This window comes from Methylobacterium isbiliense, assembly GCF_022179325.1.
In the GTDB taxonomy this organism is placed as follows: domain Bacteria; phylum Pseudomonadota; class Alphaproteobacteria; order Rhizobiales; family Beijerinckiaceae; genus Methylobacterium; species Methylobacterium isbiliense.
This window is the reverse complement of sequence record NZ_BPQQ01000010.1, coordinates 108,381-130,608: the sequence shown is the minus strand read 5'-3', so window position 1 is coordinate 130,608 and position 22,228 is coordinate 108,381. Positions and strand designations below refer to the sequence as shown.

Genomic DNA, 22,228 nt, shown 5'->3' with positions numbered 1-22,228 from the left:
CCTCCCGGCTTGTCCGCCCATCATGGGGCCGGGAACGACGGCAGGGAAGATCGGTCGGGCACGATTTCGCCGGGCGCCGTCGCGTCTCGGGCGACCCGGCTCAGCCGCCGGTCATCGGGGGGAAGAACGCCACCTCCGCGGCGCCCGAGAGCGGCGTGTCGGGCTTGGCGTGGACCCGGTCGACCGCCGCACGCACCACGCCCTCGTTCTCGAAGGCGTAGGCGTATTCCTCGCCGCGCTGCTTGAGCCAGCGCACGAGGTCGGCCACCGTCGCCACCTCCGCGGGCAGCTCCACGGTCTCCTCGGGGCGGCCGATGCGCTCGCGCACCCAGGCGAAGTAGACGAGCTTCATCGCACCTCGTCGTCCATCATGTGGCGCAGGCCGGCGCGCAGGTAGTCCCACCCGGTGTAGAGCGTCAGGGCGGCCGAGATCCACAGCAGCGTCAGGCCGATCATCACCGTGCCGGGCAGGATCGCCTCGCCGGCCGGCCCGGCGATCAGGAAGCCGAGCGAGACGAGCTGCGCCCCGGTCTTCCACTTGGCGACCCGGCTCACCGGAACCCCGACCTTCAGCTCGGCGAGGTACTCGCGCAGGCCCGAGACCAGGATCTCGCGGCACAGGATCACGATGGCGGCCCACAGGGAGGGACCGGGAATCGAGCCGTCCGCCGCCAGCATCAGCAGGCAGGCGGCCACCAGGAGCTTGTCGGCGATGGGGTCGAGCATGCGGCCCAGCGCCGAGGATTGCGCGTAGGCCCGGGCGACGTAGCCGTCGAGGTAGTCGGTGATCGCCGCCAGGACGAAGACCGCGAGCGCGGCGAACCGGGCCGAAGGATCCTGCGGCCAGAACAGGAAGCCCGCCACCACCGGCACCGCGGCCACGCGGCCGTAGGTGAGCAGGTTGGCGAGAGTGAAGGCCGCCGACCGGCGCCGGGGAACCACCATGGTCATGCCGGGGGGTGAAACCATGCCGGCCGCGCAGGCGTCAACCGATACGAGGCCGGATCAGGCATTGGCGTGGAAGAAATCGTAGACCGCGCGCGCCGTCGCGGCGTTCACGCCGGGGGTGCGGGCCAGATCCTCGAGCGCCGCCCGTTCGATCGCCTTGACGGTGCCGAAATGGTGCAGGAGCGCCCGCTTGCGGGTCGGCCCGATGCCCGGGATCTCGTCGAGGGGATTCTTGGTGAGTTCGCGCTTGCGCTTGGCGCGGTGCGCACCGATGGCGAAGCGGTGGGCCTCGTCGCGCAGGCGCTGCACGAAGTAGAGGGTGGGATCGCGCGGGGGCAGCTTGAAGGGCGGCTCGCCGGGCACGAAGAAGGTCTCGCGTCCCGCGTCCCGGTCGCGCCCCTTGGCGATGCCGACGAGGGGCACGTCCGTCACGCCGATCTCGGCGAGCGCCGCGCGGGCCGCCTCCAGCTGGCCCTTGCCGCCGTCGATCAGCACCAGATCGGGCCAGGCCGGGATGGTCTCGGCGTCCTGGGGTTGGGGCTCGGGCTCGCTGCGGGGCGATTCCCGGACGAGCCGGCTGAACCGGCGGTGCAGCACCTCGCGCATCATCCCGTAATCGTCGCCGGGCTTCAGCTCCTGCGACTTGATGGTGAAGGTGCGGTAGTGCGTCTTCATGAACCCGGTCGGCCCGGCGACGATCATCGCGCCGACCGCGTTCGTGCCCATGATGTGCGAGTTGTCGTAGACCTCGACCCGCCGCGGCGCGCGGGGCAGCCGGAAGGCTTGGCCGAGAGCGCCCAGGAGCTTGCCCTGCGACGCGGTGTCGGCGAGGCGCCGCCCCAGCGCCTCGCGGGCGTTGCGGGCCGCGTAGTCGGTCAGGTTCCGGCGCTCGCCGCGCTTGGGCTGGTGGATCTCCACCCGGGCCTCGGACTTGGTCGAGAGGGCGGCGGCCAGCAGCTCCGCATCCTCGATCACGTGCGAGACCAGGATCAGGCGCGGCGCGGGCTTGTCGTCGTAGAACTGGCCGATGAACGAGCCCAGCACCTCCGAGGCCGACATGCTGCGGTCGGCCTTGGGGAAGTAGGCCCGGTTGCCCCAGTTCTGCCAGTTGCGGAAGAAGAACACCTCGATGCAGAACTGGCCGGCCTGCTCGTCGAGGGCGAAGACGTCGGCCTCCTCGATGTCCTGGGTGTTGACCCCCTGCACGCCCTGGATGGCGGCGAGCGCGGCGATGCGGTCGCGGTAGCGGGCGGCCTTCTCGAACTCCCAGGCCTCCGCGGCCGCCTGCATGTCGGCGGCGAGCCGCTCCTTCACGGTGGTGGACTTGCCCGACAGGAAGGCCCGGGCCTCGTCGGCCAGGGCTGCGTAGTCGGCCGGCGCGATCTCGCCGGTGCAGGGCCCGGAGCAGCGCTTGATCTGGAACAGCAGGCAGGGCCGGGTGCGGTTCTCGTAGTAGCTGTCCGAGCAGGAGCGCAGCAGGAAGGCGCGCTGCAGCGCGTTCACGGTGCGGTTGACCGCCCAGACCGACGCGAAGGGGCCGAAATAGTGGCCCGGCCGGCGGCGCGCGCCGCGGTGCTTGACGAGCTGGGGCGCCTCGGTGTCGGCGGTGAGCAGGATGTAGGGCAGCGACTTGTCGTCCCGCATCAGCACGTTGAAGCGGGGCTTGAGCTGCTTGATCAGGTTGGCTTCGAGCAGCAGCGCCTCGGTCTCGGTCGCCGTGGTGACGAACTCCATCGAGGCCGTCTCGGCGATCATGCGGGCGATGCGGTTGGAATGCGCCTGGCCCCGCGCGTAGGAGCCGACGCGGTTCTTCAGGTTCTTGGCCTTGCCGACGTAGAGCACGTCGCCCTTCGCATCGAGCATGCGATAGACGCCGGGGGAGGGCGGCAGGGTGGTCCAGAAGCGGCGGATCACCTCCGTGCCGGCCTTGACGAGGCCGGCCCCGGCCTCCGGGTCGAAATCGATCTCGGGCGCGTCGTCGCGGGCATCCACCGCCGCGTCGGCGCCCCCGTCGTCGAGGTCGAGGGCGTCCGGCGGTACGTCGTTCCCAGGCATGCGGCTCATGCCGCGCGATGTAAGCAAGGTGCGGGCGCGAGGGAAGGCGTCCGCGGGCCGCGGTCCGCTCGGCCGCGGCCGGTCAGTTGAACAGGGCGTCGATGTCGTTCTGATCGACGTGGCCCGGATCCTCGTCGAGCTTCGGCCCGTTGAGCAGGCTGCTCTCGTCGAACGGGTTCGCCTCGGCGGCCGGACCCATCAGCTCCTTGAACGCCTCCATCCCGCCCCACGCCTCGATCATCCGGTCGATGTGGTCCTCGACGAACTTCAGGACGTTGACGATCTTGCTGATGCGCTGCCCGGTCAGATCCTGGAAGTTGCACGCCTCGTAGAGAACGACCGTGCGCTCCAGGATGGCGTCGATGTTGGTCGTGCTCCTGGCCCGGGTGGTGGAGCGCAGGACCGAGGCGTGGGTCTCGATCTCCTCCACCGCCGCCAGGATGGTGGTGGTGGCGCGCTCGGTGGCCTCGACCACCGCGTCGAGTTCGCCCGCGGCGCGGCGGACGCCCTTGCCGTCGTTGTCCTTGCGGTGCAGGGCGGCGATCTCCAGCTTGGTGCGGTTGATCGCCTCCTTCATCACGTCGAGCTCGCCCTTGAGCCCGTAGATCTCGCTGATCTCGCGGCGGCAGGCCTCGATGACGTCGCCGGTCGTGGTCTGCGTCAGCCGCTTCAGCTCGTTGACCGTGGCCAGGATCTCGGCGATGCGGGCATCCGGCTCGGGGGCCGGAGCCAACATGGCGGCGACGGGGGCAGCGCCGAGACTCTCTTCGATGCGGAAGCGCTTGTTCTTCATGGTGCCGACGAAGCCTGGTGCCGCGGCCCAATCCGCGGCGCACTTCCGCCAAACTCCCCTGAATTCATTGCGATTTGCTAAATGGTCCGGCCGATGCCGCCGCGCGCCGGGCCGGGTGAGAAAGTATTTACGTTGACGGACATTTCACAACTCGAACCGAAGCGTTAGCCAAGGACTCACCAAGTTCCTTCACCGCCCGCTCGCCCCGATCCGCGACACCTAGGTCCCCTTGGGCGTTCCCGCCCGCAGGACAGTTCGGGGCAGGTTTCGGTCATGAGAGCTCATGCGTACGCGGTCGCCTGCATGGCGGCCCTGGTCTCGGGGGCGGCCGTCGCCCAAGAGGCGCGGCAGGAGGCGCGAGGGCAGTACGGCGGCGGCTTCATCGAATTCCTGATGACCGGCCGCGATCCCGGTCAGGTCGCGCGGCCCTATCGCGCCGCCCCGGTGGCCCCGGACGGCACCCTGGTGGCGCGGGCTCAGGGGTATCCGGGCGTCTACGCGGCGCCGCGCTCCGGGGACCTCGTCTCACCCTACTACGCCACACCGCCGGCGGCCGCGCCGGGAGATCCGTTGCCGCGCACCCGCATGGCCGCGCTGCCGCAGGCCGTCGGGGAGCCGGACGGGGAGGGGATCGGCCGGGTCCTCGACGGACGCTACCGCAGGCAGGTGGTGGCCTACGAGGGCGGCCAGCGGCCCGGCACGGTGGTGATCGATACCTCGGCGCGCTTCCTCTACCTCGTGCAGCCCGGCGGACAGGCAATCCGCTACGGCATCGGGGTCGGGCGGCCGGGCTTCACCTGGGCGGGCATCAAGACCGTGAGCCAGAAGCGCGAATGGCCGGGCTGGACGCCGCCGCCCGAGATGCTGCGCCGCCGGCCGGACCTGCCGCGCCACATGGAGGGGGGACCCGGCAACCCGCTCGGCGCGCGGGCGCTGTATCTCGGCTCCTCGCTCTACCGCATCCACGGCACCAACGAGCCGCACACGATCGGCCAGAACGTCTCGTCCGGCTGCATCCGGATGATGAACGAGGACGTCATCGACCTTTACGAGCGGGTGCCAGTGGGAGCCAGGGTGGTGGTGAGCTGACGCGACGCGCCCCGCCGCGTCGCCGCGGCGGGGCCGTTGGGTCCAGGGCCGACGGGATCAGACCCAGTCGTCGTCCCCGCCGCCGCCCATGTCGCCGTCGTCGAACGAGGCGTCCTGGAAGCCCGCATCACCGCCGCCGAGGGCGGACCCGAAATCCTGGCTGCCGCCGAGGGCTCCCGGATCGGCCGCGGCCGGCGCCGCGCCGAGGCTGCCCAGCGTCGAGTGACCGCCGCTGAAGGCGTTGGCGAGCGCGCTGCCGAGCAGCATGCCGCCGGCCGCGCCCGCCGCCATCGGCAGAGCGGAGGCCAGGAAGCCGCCGCGCTGCGGCGCCTGCTGGCCCGCCCACGGCCCGCCCTGCTGCGGCCCGCCGAAGCCCGGCTGGCCGTAGCCCGGGGGCTGTCCGTAGCCGGGCTGCTGTCCGTAGCCGGGCTGCTGGCCGTAACCGGGCTGCTGGCCGCCCCAGGCACCCTGACGCAGCGGGGGCTCCTGGCGCGAGCCGCCGCCGAAGATGCTGGAGAAGAAGCCGCCGCCCGAGCCCTGACCGGCGCCCTGACCGCGCTGGAACTCGGCACGGGCCTGCTCCAGTTGCTGGTTGAGGCTCTTGATCGCCTCCTCCTGCACGTAGATCAGCTGCGCCATCGCGTAGGGCGCGTAGGGCTGCGCCCGGATCTTGTCGGCGATGAAGCGCTCCGCGTCGGCATCGCGGGGCTGCTGCGCGGCCTGCTCCAGACGCTGGAAAATGCCGTTGATGACGTCGCGTTCTTCGCTGTTCATGGAGTCGTACTCCTCGTCGGTGCCTGAGGTGTCACCCTCCGGCGGTCTCCAGATGGGTGGCACTGCCCTGTTTGTCACGGGGCGCAAGCGCCGGATCTCGGCCTTTTGCGCCCTCAGGAGGATTACGTTTTGGTCACGTTTCCTCATCCCGTCCGCGCACGATCGTAACGCCGCACGCGGCGTCACGGATCCGGCGGGGCGGGCCGCGCCCGCGCTCAGGGCGGCTTTCTGACCCCATTCTTGCCTGTTAAGGAGCGCGCGCGGCGCGCGTGACGGGCCCGCCGCCGGGAGTGATGATGATGGATCGACAGACGGTCAGCGGTTTGAAGGTGGCGCCGGTGCTGCACGACTTCGTCGTGTCGGAGGCGCTGCCGGGAACGGGCGTCTCGCCGGAGGTGTTCTGGGGCGGGCTCGCGGCGATCCTGCGCGACCTGACGCCGAAGAACCGTGCGCTGCTGGCCAAGCGCGACGCGCTGCAGGACCGCATCGACGCCTGGCACCGCGAGCGGGCCGGCAAGCCGCACGACGCAGCCGGCTACGAGGCGTTCCTGCGCGAGATCGGCTACCTGCTGCCCGATCCGGGGCCGGTGAAGGCCCGGACCGAGAACGTGGACGACGAGATCGCGGTGATCGCGGGTCCCCAGCTCGTGGTTCCGGTGTCGAACGCCCGCTACGCGCTCAACGCCGCCAATGCCCGCTGGGGATCGCTCTACGACGCCTATTACGGCACCGACGCGATCTCGGAGGAGGGTGGGGCGACGCGCGGCGGGGGCTACAACCGCACCCGCGGGGCGCGGGTCGTGACCCGGGCGCGCGCCTTCCTCGACCGCACCGTGCCGCTCGCGGGCGGGCGCCACGCCGACGTCGTCACCTACGCGGTGGAGGAGGGCGGCCTCGTCGGCAACATGAACACCGGCGAGACCATCCCGCTCGCGCGGCCCGACATGTTCCGCGGCTATCGCGGCCGGGCGAGCATGCCCTCGGCGCTGCTGCTGCGCCACAACGGCCTGCACATCGAGATCGTCCTCGACCGCACCCACCGCATCGGCCGCTTCGACGCCTCGGGCGTCGCCGACATCGTGATCGAATCGGCGATCTCGACCATCATGGACCTAGAGGACTCCGTCGCGGCGGTGGACGCGGACGACAAGGTCGAAGTCTACCGCAACTGGCTCGGCCTGATGAACGGCAGCCTCACGGCCACCTTCCAGAAGGACGGCCGGACGATGGAGCGCCGCCTCAACCCCGACCGGCACTACACCGCCCCGAACGGCGGCGAGGTGACGGTGCCGGGCCGCTCCCTGATGCTGGTGCGCAACGTCGGCCACCACATGTTCACCGACGCGGTGCTCGATGCGGAGGGCCAGGAGGTGCCGGAGGGCATCCTCGACGCCGCCGTCTCGGCGATGATCGCGATCCACGACCTGCGCAGCGAGTCCGGCATCCGCAACAGCCGCAAGGGCTCGGTCTACATCGTCAAGCCCAAGATGCACGGGCCGGAGGAGGTCGCCTTCGCGGTGGAGCTGTTCGGCCGCGTCGAGGCGATGCTCGGCCTGGAGCGCAACACGCTCAAGATGGGCATCATGGACGAGGAGCGCCGCACCACCGTGAACCTCGCGGCCTGCATCAAGGCGGCGGACGAGCGCGTGGTGTTCATCAACACCGGCTTCCTCGACCGCACCGGCGACGAGATCCACACTGCCATGGAGGCCGGCCCGGTCATCCGCAAGAACGACATGAAGGCGACGCCCTGGATCAAGGGCTACGAGGAGAACAACGTCGATGTCGGGCTCGCCTGCGGCCTGCTCGGCCGGGCGCAGATCGGCAAGGGCATGTGGGCCGCTCCCGACGCGATGGCCGACATGCTGATGCAGAAGGGCGTCCATCCGAAGGCCGGCGCCAGCACCGCCTGGGTGCCCTCGCCCACCGCCGCGACGCTCCACGCGCTGCACTACCACGAGACCGACGTGAAGGCCCGGCAGGAGGAGCTGGCGCGCCGGCCGCGCTCGGCGCTGCACGAGATCCTGCAGATCCCGCTCGCCCGCTCGAACTTCGCGCCCGATGACGTGCAGCAGGAGATCGACAACAACGCCCAGAGCATCCTGGGCTACGTGGTGCGCTGGATCGACCAGGGCGTCGGCTGCTCCAAGGTGCCGGACATCCACGATGTCGGCCTGATGGAGGACCGCGCCACCCTGCGCATCTCCTCGCAGCACATCGCCAACTGGCTCCACCACGGCGTCGTCGGCGAGGAGCAGGTGATGGAGACGATGAAGCGCATGGCGAAGGTGGTGGACCGCCAGAACGCGGGCGATCCGCTCTACCGGCCGATGGCGCCCGACTTCGACGGCCCGGCCTTCCAGGCCGCCTGCGATCTCGTGTTCAAGGGGCGGGCGCAGCCGAACGGCTACACCGAGTGGGTCCTCCATGCCCGCCGCCGCGAGGCCAAGGCCGCCGGCGCCCCGACCGAGAAGGCCCGCGAGGGCGCGACCGCGTAGGGCGCGGCTAATCCTCGTCCGGACGACCTCATTCGCCCTTGGAGGCTCATGCCGCGCGTGGGCCTCCAAGAAAAACCACATGCGCTTCTGCGCAAAGAACCTCCGGTTATTTAGTACTATCGGTCGCCATAGATGTGCAGATTGTCAGATCTTGCGATTAAATTTGAGATGCATAAATATATTATCATATTGCAAAAACTAGAGGAGGCAGCCATTTCGGGCCTTGCCGGGATCTATGATTATATGGCAAACGCAGCCGACGAGAAGCGATCTCTAGGTGTTGAGATGATTATCGATGTTGATTATCCAGCCCTGCTTGACAATTTTCGTGAGCATTTGGCCACAGAACGAAGCGAGAGTGCATCGTTTCTGATTTGGTATCTTGAACAATATTATCGTCTTGACGAAGTTGAAGCAACCGACGCGGTCTGTGATGAGCCGGGCGACAAGGGTGTCGACGGCATTTTCATCAATGATCATAATCAAACTATTGTTATATTTCAGTCAAAACTTTCGCACCGCTCAAATTCAACAGTTGGCGACTCTTCGCTACGCGCCTTCCTTGGTACGTTGAAGCAATTTCAAACGGTTGAGTCAGCAACGCATCTCATGAACACGGCGTCTGGAACAAACGTTGCTCGGCTCATTCGAGACTCAGGCTTGCTTGAGAAGATACTTTCGTATGACGTTAGGGGAGAATTTATAACAAATATTGACCTCGATCAGAATGGTATTGATTTTCTGGATCAACATGGCGACGAGATCACTTTTATTGGAAAGAAATGGCTCACTTCAAACTACATATCTGACGAACGTGATCTACCAAAACAAAAAATTGTTTCATTCGATGTATTTGGCGTAAGTTGTGCCGAACATGTGGTGGAAGATGGCGTAAGAGCGGTCATAGCTCCGGTCAGGGCGGCAGAATTAGTTAAGCTTGATGGAATAGAGGACCAATCACTTTTCACCTATAACGTGCGTGGCCCACTAGGCCGGACAAGTGTCAATAAAGATTTAGAGAAAAGCATCAAGCGAAAGAGTACACACAAACACTGTCCGTTGTTTCATAATGGAATTACAGTAATTGCAAAACATCTTGAGGTTACATCAGACAAAATTGAGATTGGCGGCTACTACGTTGTAAATGGATGCCAAAGCGTCACATCCCTACACAAGAATCGATCACACATTACAGATCAGCTGAAGTTACTTACGAAATTTATCCAAATGGACCCATCATCGGCCGAATCTCAGCAGATAACCGAATATTCAAACAATCAGAACGGTGTAAGATCGCGCGATTTCAAATCGAATGATGCTATACAAATTCGTTTGCAGAAGGAATTTGTGCAGAATTACAAAGGACGTTTTAGCTATGAAATCAAGCGGGGAGAAACTCCGCCTCCAGGACGTTCGATTTCGAACGAGGAAGCTGGTCTTTACATGATGGCTTTTGACCTCGGTGAGCCTTGGGGAACTCATAGAAAGTACGAGGTTTTCGAAGATAAACATGGCACACTTTTCGGAAAACCACACGTCACCGCTGATCGTATCGTTATGCTTAGCATAATTGATGACGCAATAAAAGGGCAGCTGTCGGGCTTTAAGAGTGAAGTCCTGGCGAAATATCGATTGACGCGCTATATGCTTATGTATATGCTGAAGGAAGTCTTGTCAGAAGATCCTGCATTCTCAAAAATAACTAATAATCCGTCGAAGTACATGCGTGACGAAGCGCTTGCAGCCCGCTTTTCGAGGATTTTTTCTGGCCGGATAGCTGGAATTATTATTGATATAAATATGGAAACCAAATTTTCTGAAGAAGAGGCAAATTTTGATTATAGAAGAAAGTTAAAGGATGCAAATTGGGTAAAAGGGATGACAAAGGTAGTCCAGAAGGATTACCAGAAGAACGTACTCAAGAGCAAGCAGGAGACTTTTGAGCACGAATGGATCGCAAACAGCTTTATCTGAGTTCAACACAGCCTCCGCTCGTTTAGGGCGAAGGCTGTATCAGCAAGCCAGCGCGGCGGAGTCGAAGGTTCGGAAAATCTGAGCGAAGCTCAAATCTAACATCATGAAACGATCAGTCATACCGTCTCCGCTCGATCAAAGTGGAGACGGAATCAGCAAGCCCGCGCGCGGACTGAGCGAAGCCCACATCCGCCATCCCGAAGGGATCAAGCGGATGTGGTATCAGACATATTATAAGAAAGTCTGTACACAAGAAGCTAGAAATATAATATATTTGATCTGAAGTGAACAAACCAATATTCACAGTAGCAGTTCTGCCGATTTATACATAGATCTTAAAATTCTTTCAAACAAACATAAAACACATCGTTCTGATTCTTTGTTATAGAAGAATAATTATTTTGTTCGCTGTTGAGATAATAGTCTCAACTTAAACTGTGCGACGGAATGAGGTAGTAAGAGCCTTAACCCAGCTTCTGGGTTGCCGATCAGGATAGCTGTCCTGCCGCCTCGCCGAGCCGCAGCACCCGCCGGACCTTGGCGGCGAGTTCGCCGTCGCGGAACGGCTTCTGGATGATCCGCTCCTCGCCGACGCCGCTGAGGGCCGAGAGGTCGGCGTAGCCGGTCATGAACAGGATCGGCAGCCCCGGCCGGCGCTGCGCGGCCTCGCGCGCGACCTCGGCCCCGTTCATGCCGGGCATCGCGAAATCGACGAGGAGGAGATCGACCGGCTCCGGGTCGCGGGCGAGGAGATCGAGGGCTGCGCCGCCGCTCCCGGCCTCCGCCACCTCGCAGCCGAGTTCGGCGAGCAGCGTCGCCGTCACCTCACGCACCGCGGTGTCGTCGTCCACCAGAAGGACGCGGGGCGTGGCCGCCGCGAAGGGGAGGGGGTCCGGAGGGGGCGCGGCGGCATCCGCCGCCGGGGCCGGCTCGGCCGCGCGGGGCAGGAAGACCCGGATCGTCGTGCCCTGGCCGAGCCGGGTGTCGATCTTCACGCCGCCGCCCGACTGCTTGGCGAAGCCGTAGACCTGCGCGAGCCCCAGCCCCGAGCCCTTGCCGACGCCCTTGGTGGTGAAGAACGGCTCGAAGGCCTTGGCCAGCACCTCGGGCGTCATGCCGGTGCCGGTGTCGGCGACCGCGATCATCACGTACTCGCCCGCCTGCGGCTCCTCGGGCGCCTGCGGCGGCCCCAGCACCACGTTGGCGGTTTCGACCGCGAGGGATCCCCCCACCTCCATCGCGTCGCGCGCATTGATCGCGAGGTTCAGGATCACGAGCTCGATCTGGGTCGGATCGACCAGGGCGGGCCAGAGGTCGGGCTGCAGCACCGTCGTCAGGTGGACCGCGCCGCTCATCGAGCTGTGCAGCAGGTCGCGCATCCCCGAGACGGTCTCGTTGAGGTCGACCGTCTTGGCCTCCAGCCGCTGGCGCCGGGAGAAGGCGAGGAGCTGCGCGGTGAGCGTGGCGCCCCGCTGCGCGGCCGCGCGCATGTAGCCGAGCCGGTCGAGGATCCGGCCGTCGAGGCCCGCCGCGCCGACGGCGCGCTCCACGAAGGCGATGTTGCCGAGCACCACGGTGAGCAGGTTGTTGAAGTCGTGCGCCACCCCTGCGGTGAGCTGGCCGACGGCGTCGAGCCGCTGCACGCGCCGCAGGGTCTCCTCCACCCGCTCGCGCTCCGCGATCTGCGCCAGCAGCTGGCGGTTGGCGGCGGCGATCTCCTCGGTCCGCGCCTTCTCGTCGGTGACGTCGCGGGCGACCGCGTAGATCAGGCCATCCTCCGGGACCGCCGACCACGCGAGCCAGCGATACTCCCCGGCGCGCGACCGGAAGCGATTCTCGAAGCGGTGGACGATCTCGCCGCGCCCGAGGCGGCCGAGCGCGCCTCGCGTGGCGGCGGCATCGTCCGGGTGAACGAACTGGATCACGGGCTTGTGCAGCACCTCGGCGGTGCTCCAGCCGAGCAGCCGCTCCCAGGCGGGGCTGACGCCGAGATAACGCCCCTCCGGATCGGTCACCACGAAGGCGTCCTGGCTGGTGCGCCAGATCCGGTCGCGCTCGCGGGTGCGCTCGCCCACCGCGCGCTCCAGATCGGCGTTCAGCGCCTGGAGCGCCGCCTCCGCCGCCTTGAGATCGGCGATGTCGGTGGCGGTGCCGTACCATTTCAGCACGCTCCCGTCCGCGGCCCGCGCGGCCGTCGCGCGGCTGACGTGCCAGCCGAAGCTGCCGTCCGGGCGGGCGAGCCGATGCTCGCAGGTGTAGGTCTCGGCACCCGCCGCCGCCCGCTGCCATGCGTCGAGCGTGCGCGCGCGGTCGTCCGGGTGGACGATCCCCTCCCAGTCCCAGCGGCCCGGCGCCACCTCCTTCAGCCCGGCATACTCCTCCCGCCGCGCGTTGTAATAGTCCACGCGGCCGTCCGGCTCGGCCGTCCAGACGAGTTGCGGCATCGCGTCGGCGAGGGTGCGGAAGCGCGCCTCGCTCTCGCGCAGCGCCCGCGCGGCGGCGCGGCGCGCGCTGATGTCCTCCACCGAGACCACGACCCGGCCGGGCTCGCCCGGGAGCGCCGCGGAGGCGATCTGCACCGGCAGCTCCCGCCCATCCCGCAGCCGGTAGGTCTTCTCGTAGGAGTCCCACCAGCCCCGCGTGCGGGCCTGGGCGATGGCCCGCTCGTCCTTCTCCAGATCCTCGGGAGGCGTGAGGTCGCGCCAGTTCCAGCGGCCCTGCTCGAACTCCTCGCGGCTGTGCCCGGTCATGGCCAGGAAGCGGTCGTTGATGGCGAGGGTGCGGCCCGTGGCGAGGTCGAAGATGGTGAAGCCCATCAGGTCCGAGTTGAACACGCCCTGGAAGCGCGCGGCATTGCGCTTCTGCTCGGTGATGTCGAAGGCGACGCCGACGAAGCGGCGCGGGCCGTCGCCGACGCGCATGATCTCGCCCCGGCGGGCGAGCCAGCGCTCCTCCCCGGTATCGAAGCGGCGCATCCGGTACTCGGCGTATTCGAGCGGGTTGTCGTGGGTGGGCAGCCGCGCCACCGCCGAGCGGGCGCGGTCGTCGGGATGCACCCTGGCGAGGAGCATGTCGGCCGTCACGGCGGCGTCGGGCGGCAGGCCCCAGAGGCGGCGGTAGACGTCCGAGACCACGAAGCGGCCGGTCTCGGGGTACCATTCGAAGGCACCGACGCTGCCGGCCTCCTGCGCGACCCGCAGGAGTTCGCTGCGCTCGCGCAGTTGCAGGTCGGCCTTGCGCTGGCCGGTGACGTCCTCCGCGAGGCCGACGGCGCGGCGCCCGCCGCTCGACGGCACCGGGAAGGCGCGATGGCGAATGATCCGCACGGCGCCGTCCGGCCGCACGATGCGGTACTCGGTCTCCACCGCCTCGCTCGTCGCGCGGTGCGGCGCCTGCGCGGCCACCCGCGCGCGGTCGTCCGGATGCACCGCGTCGAGGAACCGGGCGGGATCGGCCAGCAGATCGGCCGCCGGCCGCTGCCAGATCGCCTCGTAGGCGGGGCTGAGATAGAGCAGGCGGTTGTCCACGACGTCGGCGACGTAGAAGACCGCGTCGATCGCCTCGGCGAGCTGCCGGAAGCGCTCCTCGCTCTCGGCGAGCGCGGCGCGGGCCTCGCGCCGGGCGCGCGCGAGACCGAGGTTGGTGGTGACCCGCGCCAGGAGCTCGCGGGCCGAGAAGGGCTTGGTGAGGTAGTCGTCCGCTCCCGCATCGATGCCCTCGACGCGCGCCTCCTCGCCGGCCCGCGCGGAGAGCAGGATCACCGGGATCTCGCTCAGGGCGGGGTCGTCCCGCAGCGCCCGCAGGAGGCCGAACCCGTCGAGGACCGGCATCATCACGTCGGAGAGCACGAGGTCGGGCGGGTGACGGCGGATGGCGGCGAGCGCCGCCGCGCCGTTTGCCGCGGTCTCGACCGCGAGACCCCGCCCGGCGAGCAGGCGCTCGACGTAGGCGCGCATGTCGGCGTTGTCGTCGGCGAGCAGCACGCGCCCGACGGCACGCTCGCCGGGCACCGGATCGGCCGCGCCGTCGCGCGGCAGGCCCGCCTCGGGCAGCCATTGCAGGGCCTCCTCCACGAAGGCCCGGGCCTGAAGGCCGCCGCCTCCCTCCCGCGCCGCGTGCCGGACCTGCTCGGGCGGCAGGTGGGCGTCCCCCATCGGCAGCCGCACCGTGAAGGTACTGCCGCGCCCGGGCTCGCTCGTCACGCCGACGCTGCCGCCGTGCAGCCGCACCAGTTCGTCCACCAGGGCCAGCCCGATGCCGGAGCCCTCGAAGGAGCGCCCCTGTGCGCCCTCGACGCGGTGGAAGCGCTCGAACAGGCGCGGCAGCTCTGCGGCCGGGATGCCGATGCCCGTGTCGGCGACCGAGATCTCGACGCAGGCGCCGTCCGCCCCGCGCCGCGCCGCCACCCGAATCTCGCCCGAAGGCGTGAACTTGAAGGCGTTCGAGACGAGGTTGAGGACGATCGTCTCCCACAGGCCGCGATCGACATAGGCGGTCAGCGGAACCGGCGGCAGGTCGATGACGAGGGCGAGGCCGGCCCGGTCCGTGGCTGAGCGGAAGCTCGACGCGATCTCGGCCGTCAGGGCCGGCAGGTCGGTCGGTTCGAACACCGCCTGGATCCGCCCCGCCTCGATCCGCGAGAATTCGAGGAGCGCGTTGACGAGCTTGAGCAGGCGCAGACCGTTGCGGTGGACCACCGCGACGCGCGCCCGCTCGGCCGCCGGGAGACCGGCACCAGCGGCGAGGGATTCCTCCAGCGTGCCCAGCATCAGCGTGAGCGGCGTGCGGAACTCATGGCTGATGTTGGAGAAGAACTGCGTCTTGGCGCGGTCGATCTCGGCCAGCGCCTCGGCCCGCTGGCGCTCGGCCTCGTAGGCGCGGGCGCCCGCGAAGCTCGCGGCGACCTGACCGGCCACGAGCCCGATGAAGTCGGTGTAGGCCGCATCGAGCGGACGGTACGGGTTCAGGCCGGCGACGAGGAAGCCCGCGGGCCGCGCCTCGCCCTGCAGCGAGACCGGCACCACGAGCGCCTGACCGGGCGCCCGGTCCCACTCGCCGTGCGGCACCGGGCCGTCCCACTGCGCCGCCAGATCGGTGATCCGCACGGCCGCGCTGCCCTCCAGGATCGCGCGCGCCGCCGCATCGAGCCCGCCCCGCCCGCCGGGGTCCATCGCCGGGGCCTCCGCCGCGCCGCCGACCGGGTGGGCCGCGCGCCCATTCACGTCGAACAGGTAGGTGAGGGCGAAGGGCAGATCGCGGCGGTTGGCATCCAGGCTGCGGCCGGTCGCGGCCGCGACCTCCTGGCTCGTCCGCGCGCCCGCGAGATGGGAGGCGAGGTCGCGCAGCGTCTTGAGCCGCCGCTCGCCGATCACGCGCTCGGTCTCCTCGGTGACGACGCAGAGCATGCCGGCCACGCCCCCCGCGTCGCCCGGCACCGGGCTGTACGAGAAGGTGTGGTAGGTCTCCTCCGGCGCGCCGGAGCGTTCCAGGAACAGGAGCAGCCCCTCGTCCCAGGTCGCCTCGCCGGTGCGCAGCACCCGATCGATGCGCGGGCCGATATCCGGCCAGATCTCGGCCCACACCGCCGTCGACGGCGAGCCGAGCGCCCAGGCCTCCTTGACGCCGAGGGTCGGCAGGTAGGCGTCGTTGCAGAAGAAGGTGAGGTCCTGGCCGTACGCCATCCACATCGCGTAGCGCGAGGTGAGCAGGATGCGGGTGACGACCTTGAGCGATTGCGGCCAGGATTCGGGCGGGCCGAGTGCCGTCCGGTCCCAGGCGAAGGCGCGCATCCGCGCGCCCATCTCGCCGCCGCCCGCCAGGAAATCAGGCGATGAGAGCGGGTCGGGGCCGACGGCCGTTGACGCATTCATACCGACACCGCTGCGCGCGCCCCGGAAGGCTTTCGGTCAAGCTTCAGCACGGCCGCCTCGGCCCGGTGCCGCCGCCCGTCCATGTGGCGCGGGGCGCGAGGCTGACCACCCGCGGACCGCGCGGTCAGGGCGACCGTCCCGGATCGGCCGGGCGTCGCGAGGCGGGCACGGGCTGGGCGAGGAGCGTGCGCGAGCGGGTGATCACCTGGGCCGAGCGGAGAAGGCAGACGAGGTCGCGCTCCCACATCGCGTCGATCCGCGCGATCCGCCGCAGGGTCTGGGCGGCGCTCCGCTGCACCGCGCTCTCCGGATCGTCCGTCGCCTTCATGCCGCGCTCCCCCCTCCGATCGCGTGTTAGCGCGAACAGGGCCCTTCGGTGAAGATCCGCCCGGACCGGCCCATCGGGCGGCGGGAGCGGCCGCGCGCGTCAGGCCGGGGCCGGGCCGCGCCGCAGCAGGGCGCGGCCCGCCAGGACCGCCCGCCCGATCAGGCTGCCCGGCAGCACGGCCCGGTGCAGCGGGACGCGGGCGTCGCAGTAATCCGCCTTGTAGGCCTCGTCGCCGATCCCGAAGTCGAACCACGCGTCGCCGCGGGCATGGCTGCGGCGGATCAGGTCGTCGAGAAGCAGGCCGCCGGGGGAGAAGCGCTCCCACGGGCCATCGGCGTAGGCCGTGAGCAGCATGGTCGTGCGCCCCGCCTCGACGAGGCAGAAGCACCCGGCGATAACGGCGCCGTCGGCCGTGAGCGCCGAGACTTCGACCCGGCCGGAGGGCACGAGATCGGCGGCGGCGCGGCGGTAGAAGGCCTCCACGCCAGGCCGCTCGCGCAGGCCCGGCCGGCCCATCGCCCGCAATTGGCGCTCCTTGTGGTCGAGAAGCGCCGTCAGGAGCGCGTCGGCTTCGGCGGGCGTCGCGGCGATGCGCAGTGCGACGCTCTCGGCCGCCTGGGCGAGCTGGCGGCGATGGCGGGCCCGGCTTCGCTGCCGCGGCAGACGCGCGGCGAGCGCCTCCGGGGTCCCGCCGAGGGACATGGCGTAGCCGTCGGGCGGGTGCCGCACCGCGCCGAGCCGAATAAGGGGGTTCGGCAGGCCGTCGGCCTCCGCCGGCATCTTGTCGAGGATTGCCACGTCGAAGCGCGGCAGGCCTCGCACGAGGCCGGTCCAGATCGCCGCCAGCGTGGCGTCGGGCAGGTCGCGCGAAGCGGGAAACAGGAGTGGCTGGGTGTAATCCATCACGCCGCCGTCGAGAAATCGCAGCAGCCGCAGGCCGGCCCGGCGCTCGATGCCGAGCGCCAGGACGAGGAGCCGCGCACCCGCGCGGTCGCGCACGTCGGCGATCCAGGGCGCGACGCCCCGGGCAGTGCCGACCGTGTCGATCCAGGCCCGGATCAGGTCGGCGGACTGGAAGGCATGGCCCACCCCCGCCCCGGGCTCCGGCCAGATCTCGCCCGCGGTCACCGCCGGGCAGACCCGCACCACCACCGCGCCGCTGCGAACGGTCCGCACCCCGGCCTCGCCCGGCCACCACGGCCGGCGCCACGCCGCGGGACGCGCAGCCCAGGCCAGGCCGCCCTGCGCCCGATCGTCGATTCGGTTCGTCTCCACCGCCCCGTCTCCGCTGCGCTGCCCTGGATGCCGGGGCGGGCCGGCCGCATCCCCGGTTCCGATGCCGCATCCATACCCGATCGGCCGGCCCGCGGGATGCCGCACAATACGCAGTCACAGTATAGAGGAGATGAAGTCGACCGGAGCGGAAGCCGGCGTGCCGGTCGCGCGCCGCAGCGGGGGATAGACGGGAATGGCCAGTAATTCCCGCGACCGCGCGACGGCCTCCTGCGACCGGCTCAGGCACTCGGCGTCGAGGGCGGCCAGGGCCGACGCGACGGCCAGCCGATAGCGCGCATGGCTGGCCCCTTGCGCTGCGGCAGCCAGGAGGATGTCGGACGGCGTCTCGGTCATGCCGTGACGCTAGGGCCGCGCCTCTCGCACACGCATTCAACCATGTAAGTGCGTGCAGGCCGGCGCGGTGGCTTGGCCGCTACGCCGGCGGGCATGCCAGAAGCGCAGATCCGTCGCTTAGCCCCTGAGGGCAGCGATCGCGGCGATGTCGGCCAAGTGCTTGACAAAGAGTGGTGCCGCAAGAGGGATTCGAACCCCCGACCCTCTCATTACGAATGAGATGCTCTACCAGCTGAGCTATTGCGGCGTGCGGCCGGCGACGGCGTGCGTCGGGCTGCGGCGCCCTCATACGCGGGGGCTTCGGACTTGGCAAGGTGGCTGGCCGGGTGGCTGGCAAGGCGGTCGCCGCGGCAGGGGTCGGCGGGAGGGTCTTGCGCCGCGGCACGCGGAATGCTTGACGGACATCCGTTGCCGTCCGGACCGTCTCGCCCGCCCCCGCATGTCCCTCATCACCCGCCTCATCGCCTATGCCGCCGAGATGTTCGGCGCGCCGGTGCCGCCCTCCGATCCGCAGGCGGAGGGTCATCTCGCGGCGATCGCGCTCCTCGTTCACGTGGCGCGGGTCGACGGGACGCTCGCCGCGGTCGAGCGCACGCGGCTCGCCCGGATGCTCGAAGGGCGCTTCGCCCGCGACGAGGCCGAGGCGAACGCCCTGATCGCCCGGGCCATCGGCATGGACGACGAGACCCGCGACGTCGCCGATCTCGTGGCGCTGATCGGCCGCGACACGCCCGAGGCCCAGCGCCGGACCGTTCTGGAGATGGCCTGGGCGGTCGCGGCGGCCGACGGGCGGGTGCAGGAATTCGAGGACGATCTCGTCTGGCGCCTCGGGCAGCTGCTCGGCTTCGACGAGGGACAGATCACGGCCGCCCGGGCCGCGGCGCTCGCCGCGCCCGTGGGCGGAGCCCAGGCGTGAATCCTGGTGGGGAGGCGGGCGGGCGCAAGCCCGTGCTGATCGTGCTGCACCAGGAGCAGTCGACGCCGGGCCGGGTCGGACGCCTGCTGCAGGAGCGCGGCCATCCCCTCGACATCCGCCGGCCGCGCTTCGGCGATCCCCTGCCCGCCACCCTGGCGGACCATGCCGGAGCCATGATCTTCGGCGGGCCGATGAGCGCCAACGACCCCGACGACTTCATCCGGGCGGAGATCGACTGGATCGGCGTGCCGCTCGCCGAGCGCCGGCCGTTCCTGGGGCTCTGCCTCGGCGCACAGATGCTGGCGAAGTGCCTCGGCGCCACGGTCTGCGCCCATCCGGAGGGCCGGGCCGAGATCGGCTACTACCCGCTGCTGCCGACGTCGGCGGGGCAGGGCTTCGCGGCCGAGATCGGCCAGCCCTGGCCCTCGCACGTCTACCACTGGCATCGCGAGGGCTTCACCTGCCCGGCTGGGGCCGAGACGCTCGCCACCGGCGACGACTTCCCCACCCAGGCGATCCGGGTCGGGCCGGCCGCCTTCGGGCTGCAGTTCCACCCCGAGGTGACACACGCGATGCTGTGCCGCTGGACGGTGCGGGCCGCCGAACGCCTCGCGCTGCCGGGCGCGCAGGACCGCACGCGCCAGCTCGAAGGACGCTACATGCACGACCCCCACGTCGCGCGCTGGCTCGACGCCTTCCTCGACCACTGGCTCGCCCTCCAGCCGTGATCCTCAGCCTCACGCTCCTGCTGCTCTGCCAGCTGCTCGGCGAGATCGTCGCGCGCGGGGCCGGGCTGCCGGTGCCCGGGCCGGTGATCGGCATGGCGCTGCTCCTCGGCGTGCTGGCGCTGCGCGACCGGCGGCCGCGGGGCCTGCCGCCGCCCCTCGTCGACGGCACCCTGGAGGCGACGGGCAAGGGCCTGCTCGCGCACCTGTCGCTGCTGTTCGTGCCGGCGGGCGTGGGCGTCGTCGGGCGGCTCGACGTGCTGGCCGCGCAGGGGCCGGCGCTCGCGGTCGCTCTGGTGGTCTCCACCGTCGCGGCCCTCGTCGCCACCGCCGTCACCTTCGTGTGGGTCGCGCGCCGGGTGGGGCGATGACGCGGGACTTCGCCCTCTGGGTCTTCCTCGCCCATTCGCCGCTGCTCTGGCTCACGGTGACGCTCGTCGCGTATTCGGTCGCTGACCGGATCTCGCTCGCCACCGACCGCAACCCGCTGGCCAATCCGGTGCTGCACGCGATCTGGATGATCGGCCTCGTGCTGCTCGCCACCGGCACGCCCTACGCGGTCTATTTCGAGGGCGCGCAGTTCGTGCACTTCCTGCTCGGCCCCGCCACCGTGGCGCTGGCGATCCCGCTCTACGAGTACCGGGCGACCGTGCTGCGGGTGCTGCTGCCGATGCTCGCGGCGCTGGCGGTGGGCTCCACGGTGGCGGTCGCCACCGCCATCGCGGTCGCCACGCTGCTCGGCGTCCCGCGGGAGGTCCTGGTCGCGCTCGCGCCCAAATCCGTCACCGCGAGCGTCGCCATGGGCATCACCGGCGCGCTCGGCGGCGATCCGACGCTCACCGCCGTCCTCGTGATCCTGACCGGCATCATCGGCGCGATCCTGGTCACGCCGCTCTTCGACCGGATCGGGCTCACCGACTGGCGGGCGCGCGGCTTCGCGGCGGGGCTCGCCGCGCACGGCATCGGCACCGCCCGCGCCTTCCAGGTGAGCGAGGTCGCCGGCACCTTCGCGGGGATCGCGATGGGGCTCAACGCGCTCCTGACCGCCGTGCTGGTGCCGGTGGCGCTCACCCTGCTGCGCTGAGACGGCCGCGCCGGAACCCGGCCCGGGTCGCAGGCGCCGCCGGATCAGGCGAGTTCGAAGACCGGGATGCGGCTGCCGATCCCCTTGAGGGTGCAGGCGTGCGGCCGGGGGTCGAGGCCGTCCCGCGCCAGCAGCTGCGCGGCCGCCTCCCGGCCCAGCACCGGCCCGGTGGCGAAGATCGTCCCGGAGGCGGCGAGCGTCTGCACCCGCGCGGCGATGTTCACGGTCTGCCCGAAATAATCCTGCCGGTCGTTGAGCTGGACGGCGAGGCAGGGTCCCTCGTGCAGGCCGATCTTGAGGGCGAGGTCCTCCCCGGGCCGCTCGGCGTTGAGCCGCCGCATCGCCGCGCGCATCGCCAGCGCGGCGGCGAGGCCCTGCTCCGGCGTCGGGAAGGTCGCCATCACGGCATCGCCGATGGTCTTCACCACCGCGCCGCCGTGGGCGGCCGCCACGTCGGTGAGGCGCTGGAAATGCGCGCGCACGAGATCATAGGCGACGAGGTCTCCGACCCGCTCGTAGAGGTCGGTCGAGCCGGTGAGGTCGGTGAACAGGAAGGTCAGGCTCAGGATCTTGAGCCGCTGGTCGATGGCCAGGGTCTCGGTGCGGTAGATGTCGCGGAAGGTCTGGTTGCTGAGGAGCCGCTTGGCCGTGAGGAAGGCGCGTCGCCCGCCGATCAGGCGGTTGAGCGCCTCCCCGGCGACAAAGATGCCCGGGAGCACCCGTTCCGATCCCCGGTTCTCCAGGGTCAGCCGCAGCGCGCCCGGCCGCAGGGCCGTGCGCCCGACCGCCGGCCGCGGTCCGTCGTACACGAGGGCGAGGTCCTGGCGCTCGGCGGTCGGCTCGCCCGCCACGTCGAGGAGCTGCGCCGCATGGGTCACCGGGTCGAACACGATCAGCGGCTCGGCCGGGAGCCGGAGGGCCAGGATCAGGCGTTCGCCGGGCTGCAGCGCCACCGCATCGAGCAACGCCGTCCGGGCGAGATCCGCGAAGGCCTCGGCCTCCGGGAAGGCGACCCCGGTGCCGAAGAAGACCTGCCGACAATAGTCCCAGAACGGCAGAGAGGCCGGGTCGTGCGCGGCGATGCGCCGGATGCGCGGGCTCACCGCGAAGCTCACCTCGACGGTGTCGTCGAGGACCGGCTCCGTGTCGAGGGCGCAGAAGGCGCAGCGGTAGGGCTCTCCCCGGACGCTCCGCAGACTGGGATTGGCGTTGAGGACGCCGCCGCAGCTCGCGCAGAGCACGTTCCACGACATCTCGACGAGGCCGAGCCGGGCGGCGTGCAGCAGCGTGCCGACGACCGCGTCCTCGCCGAGCCCGCACGCCTGCGCCAGGGCGAGCGCGTTGATGCGCGCCAGCTCGTGGTCGGCGCCGTGCCGAAACAGGTGGTCGAGCGCGTGCACCGCGGCAGGGTCGCCCGCCTGCCGAAGCGCGCCGACAAGGGCCTCGCCGTCCCGCATGCCGGCAGGATAGGGCATTTCCCGCGCAAGGGCAGCCCGGTGCCGCGCCGGATGCGCGGCCAGACCGGGATCCCGGGTGTGGGCCGCG

At 69.5% G+C, this 22,228-nt stretch carries 17 protein-coding genes and 1 tRNA gene; 7 read left to right on the top strand and 11 right to left on the bottom strand.

Features of this window, described 5'->3' with window-relative positions; all coding sequences use genetic code 11:
- Positions 1-100 precede the first annotated feature (100 nt).
- From moaD to MFF61_RS05110, 4 genes are all read right to left on the bottom strand, one after another.
- Positions 101-352, bottom strand: a complete 252-nt coding sequence (gene moaD, locus MFF61_RS05125; RefSeq protein ID WP_238233983.1) for a molybdopterin converting factor subunit 1 — start codon at positions 350-352, stop codon at positions 101-103.
- Complete coding sequence (pgsA, locus tag MFF61_RS05120; RefSeq protein WP_238234047.1) at positions 349-951, bottom strand: CDP-diacylglycerol--glycerol-3-phosphate 3-phosphatidyltransferase; 603 nt, start codon at positions 949-951, stop codon at positions 349-351. Before pgsA ends, moaD begins: the two co-directional genes overlap by 4 nt.
- Before the next feature lie 54 nt (positions 952-1,005).
- Positions 1,006-3,012, bottom strand: coding sequence for an excinuclease ABC subunit UvrC (gene uvrC / locus MFF61_RS05115; protein ID WP_238233982.1), 2,007 nt, complete (start codon positions 3,010-3,012; stop codon positions 1,006-1,008).
- A gap of 73 nt (positions 3,013-3,085) precedes the next feature.
- Positions 3,086-3,796: a protein phosphatase CheZ gene (locus MFF61_RS05110; RefSeq protein ID WP_238233981.1), complete on the bottom strand. Its 711-nt coding sequence runs from the start codon at positions 3,794-3,796 to the stop codon at positions 3,086-3,088.
- A 273-nt stretch (positions 3,797-4,069) separates the two neighbouring features.
- On the opposite strand from MFF61_RS05110, the gene MFF61_RS05105 reads away from it, so the two are divergent.
- Entirely contained in the window at positions 4,070-4,885 is an 816-nt protein-coding gene (locus tag MFF61_RS05105) for a L,D-transpeptidase (RefSeq protein WP_238233980.1), read from the top strand.
- A gap of 57 nt (positions 4,886-4,942) precedes the next feature.
- Here the strand turns inward: MFF61_RS05105 and MFF61_RS05100 are convergent, their stop codons facing one another.
- Positions 4,943-5,659, bottom strand: a complete 717-nt coding sequence (locus MFF61_RS05100) for a DUF2076 domain-containing protein (protein WP_238233979.1) — start codon at positions 5,657-5,659, stop codon at positions 4,943-4,945.
- Between the two features lie 299 nt (positions 5,660-5,958).
- Here MFF61_RS05100 and MFF61_RS05095 point away from each other — a divergent pair, with 299 nt between their 5' ends.
- Together MFF61_RS05095 and MFF61_RS05090 are read left to right on the top strand one after the other, a co-directional pair.
- Positions 5,959-8,157, top strand: coding sequence for a malate synthase G (locus MFF61_RS05095; RefSeq protein WP_238234046.1), 2,199 nt, complete (start codon positions 5,959-5,961; stop codon positions 8,155-8,157).
- 168 nt (positions 8,158-8,325) lie between these two features.
- Entirely contained in the window at positions 8,326-10,131 is a 1,806-nt protein-coding gene (locus MFF61_RS05090) for an AIPR family protein (protein ID WP_238233978.1), read from the top strand.
- 488 nt (positions 10,132-10,619) lie between these two features.
- On the opposite strand, the gene MFF61_RS05085 is transcribed toward MFF61_RS05090, so the two are convergent.
- From MFF61_RS05085 to MFF61_RS05065, 5 genes are all read right to left on the bottom strand, one after another.
- Positions 10,620-16,001, bottom strand: coding sequence for a PAS domain S-box protein (locus MFF61_RS05085; protein WP_238233977.1), 5,382 nt, complete (start codon positions 15,999-16,001; stop codon positions 10,620-10,622).
- Between the two features lie 124 nt (positions 16,002-16,125).
- The gene (locus MFF61_RS05080; RefSeq protein ID WP_238233976.1) at positions 16,126-16,329 is read right to left on the bottom strand and encodes a hypothetical protein; all 204 of its coding nucleotides are present in this window, start codon (positions 16,327-16,329) and stop codon (positions 16,126-16,128) included.
- 99 nt (positions 16,330-16,428) lie between these two features.
- On the bottom strand, positions 16,429-17,604 hold the full coding sequence (locus MFF61_RS05075; RefSeq protein WP_238233975.1) for a GNAT family N-acetyltransferase: 1,176 nt from the start codon (positions 17,602-17,604) through the stop codon (positions 16,429-16,431).
- 114 nt (positions 17,605-17,718) lie between these two features.
- Positions 17,719-17,958, bottom strand: coding sequence for a hypothetical protein (locus MFF61_RS05070; protein ID WP_238233974.1), 240 nt, complete (start codon positions 17,956-17,958; stop codon positions 17,719-17,721).
- 171 nt (positions 17,959-18,129) lie between these two features.
- Positions 18,130-18,205: transfer RNA gene (locus MFF61_RS05065), tRNA-Thr, on the bottom strand.
- A 192-nt stretch (positions 18,206-18,397) separates the two neighbouring features.
- On the opposite strand from MFF61_RS05065, the gene MFF61_RS05060 reads away from it, so the two are divergent.
- From MFF61_RS05060 to MFF61_RS05045, 4 genes are read left to right on the top strand one after another with little or no spacing between them, the layout of a single operon-like run.
- Entirely contained in the window at positions 18,398-18,874 is a 477-nt protein-coding gene (locus tag MFF61_RS05060; protein WP_238233973.1) for a tellurite resistance TerB family protein, read from the top strand.
- Positions 18,871-19,602, top strand: coding sequence for a glutamine amidotransferase (locus MFF61_RS05055; protein ID WP_238233972.1), 732 nt, complete (start codon positions 18,871-18,873; stop codon positions 19,600-19,602). The genes MFF61_RS05060 and MFF61_RS05055 overlap by 4 nt, the downstream gene beginning before the upstream one ends.
- On the top strand, positions 19,599-19,970 hold the full coding sequence (locus MFF61_RS05050; protein ID WP_238233971.1) for a CidA/LrgA family protein: 372 nt from the start codon (positions 19,599-19,601) through the stop codon (positions 19,968-19,970). Before MFF61_RS05055 ends, MFF61_RS05050 begins: the two co-directional genes overlap by 4 nt.
- Positions 19,967-20,683 (top strand): LrgB family protein, encoded by a 717-nt coding sequence (locus MFF61_RS05045; RefSeq protein WP_238233970.1) that lies wholly within the window; start codon positions 19,967-19,969, stop codon positions 20,681-20,683. Before MFF61_RS05050 ends, MFF61_RS05045 begins: the two co-directional genes overlap by 4 nt.
- Before the next feature lie 44 nt (positions 20,684-20,727).
- Here MFF61_RS05045 and MFF61_RS05040 read toward each other — a convergent pair whose 3' ends face one another.
- Positions 20,728-22,140, bottom strand: a complete 1,413-nt coding sequence (locus MFF61_RS05040; protein ID WP_238234045.1) for an adenylate/guanylate cyclase domain-containing protein — start codon at positions 22,138-22,140, stop codon at positions 20,728-20,730.
- Positions 22,141-22,228 lie beyond the last annotated feature (88 nt).

Coding starts and splice junctions, on each gene's coding strand:
- MFF61_RS05070 (WP_238233974.1), bottom strand. CDS start 17,958: ATGACCGAGACGCCGTCCGACATCCTCCTGGCTGCCGCAGCGCAAGGG.
- MFF61_RS05105 (WP_238233980.1), top strand. CDS start 4,070: ATGAGAGCTCATGCGTACGCGGTCGCCTGCATGGCGGCCCTGGTCTCG.
- MFF61_RS05110 (WP_238233981.1), bottom strand. CDS start 3,796: ATGAAGAACAAGCGCTTCCGCATCGAAGAGAGTCTCGGCGCTGCCCCC.
- MFF61_RS05040 (WP_238234045.1), bottom strand. CDS start 22,140: ATGCGGGACGGCGAGGCCCTTGTCGGCGCGCTTCGGCAGGCGGGCGAC.
- MFF61_RS05085 (WP_238233977.1), bottom strand. CDS start 16,001: ATGAATGCGTCAACGGCCGTCGGCCCCGACCCGCTCTCATCGCCTGAT.
- MFF61_RS05045 (WP_238233970.1), top strand. CDS start 19,967: ATGACGCGGGACTTCGCCCTCTGGGTCTTCCTCGCCCATTCGCCGCTG.
- MFF61_RS05080 (WP_238233976.1), bottom strand. CDS start 16,329: ATGAAGGCGACGGACGATCCGGAGAGCGCGGTGCAGCGGAGCGCCGCC.
- MFF61_RS05060 (WP_238233973.1), top strand. CDS start 18,398: ATGTCCCTCATCACCCGCCTCATCGCCTATGCCGCCGAGATGTTCGGC.
- MFF61_RS05095 (WP_238234046.1), top strand. CDS start 5,959: ATGGATCGACAGACGGTCAGCGGTTTGAAGGTGGCGCCGGTGCTGCAC.
- pgsA (WP_238234047.1), bottom strand. CDS start 951: ATGACCATGGTGGTTCCCCGGCGCCGGTCGGCGGCCTTCACTCTCGCC.
- moaD (WP_238233983.1), bottom strand. CDS start 352: ATGAAGCTCGTCTACTTCGCCTGGGTGCGCGAGCGCATCGGCCGCCCC.
- uvrC (WP_238233982.1), bottom strand. CDS start 3,012: ATGAGCCGCATGCCTGGGAACGACGTACCGCCGGACGCCCTCGACCTC.
- MFF61_RS05100 (WP_238233979.1), bottom strand. CDS start 5,659: ATGAACAGCGAAGAACGCGACGTCATCAACGGCATTTTCCAGCGTCTG.
- MFF61_RS05090 (WP_238233978.1), top strand. CDS start 8,326: ATGCATAAATATATTATCATATTGCAAAAACTAGAGGAGGCAGCCATT.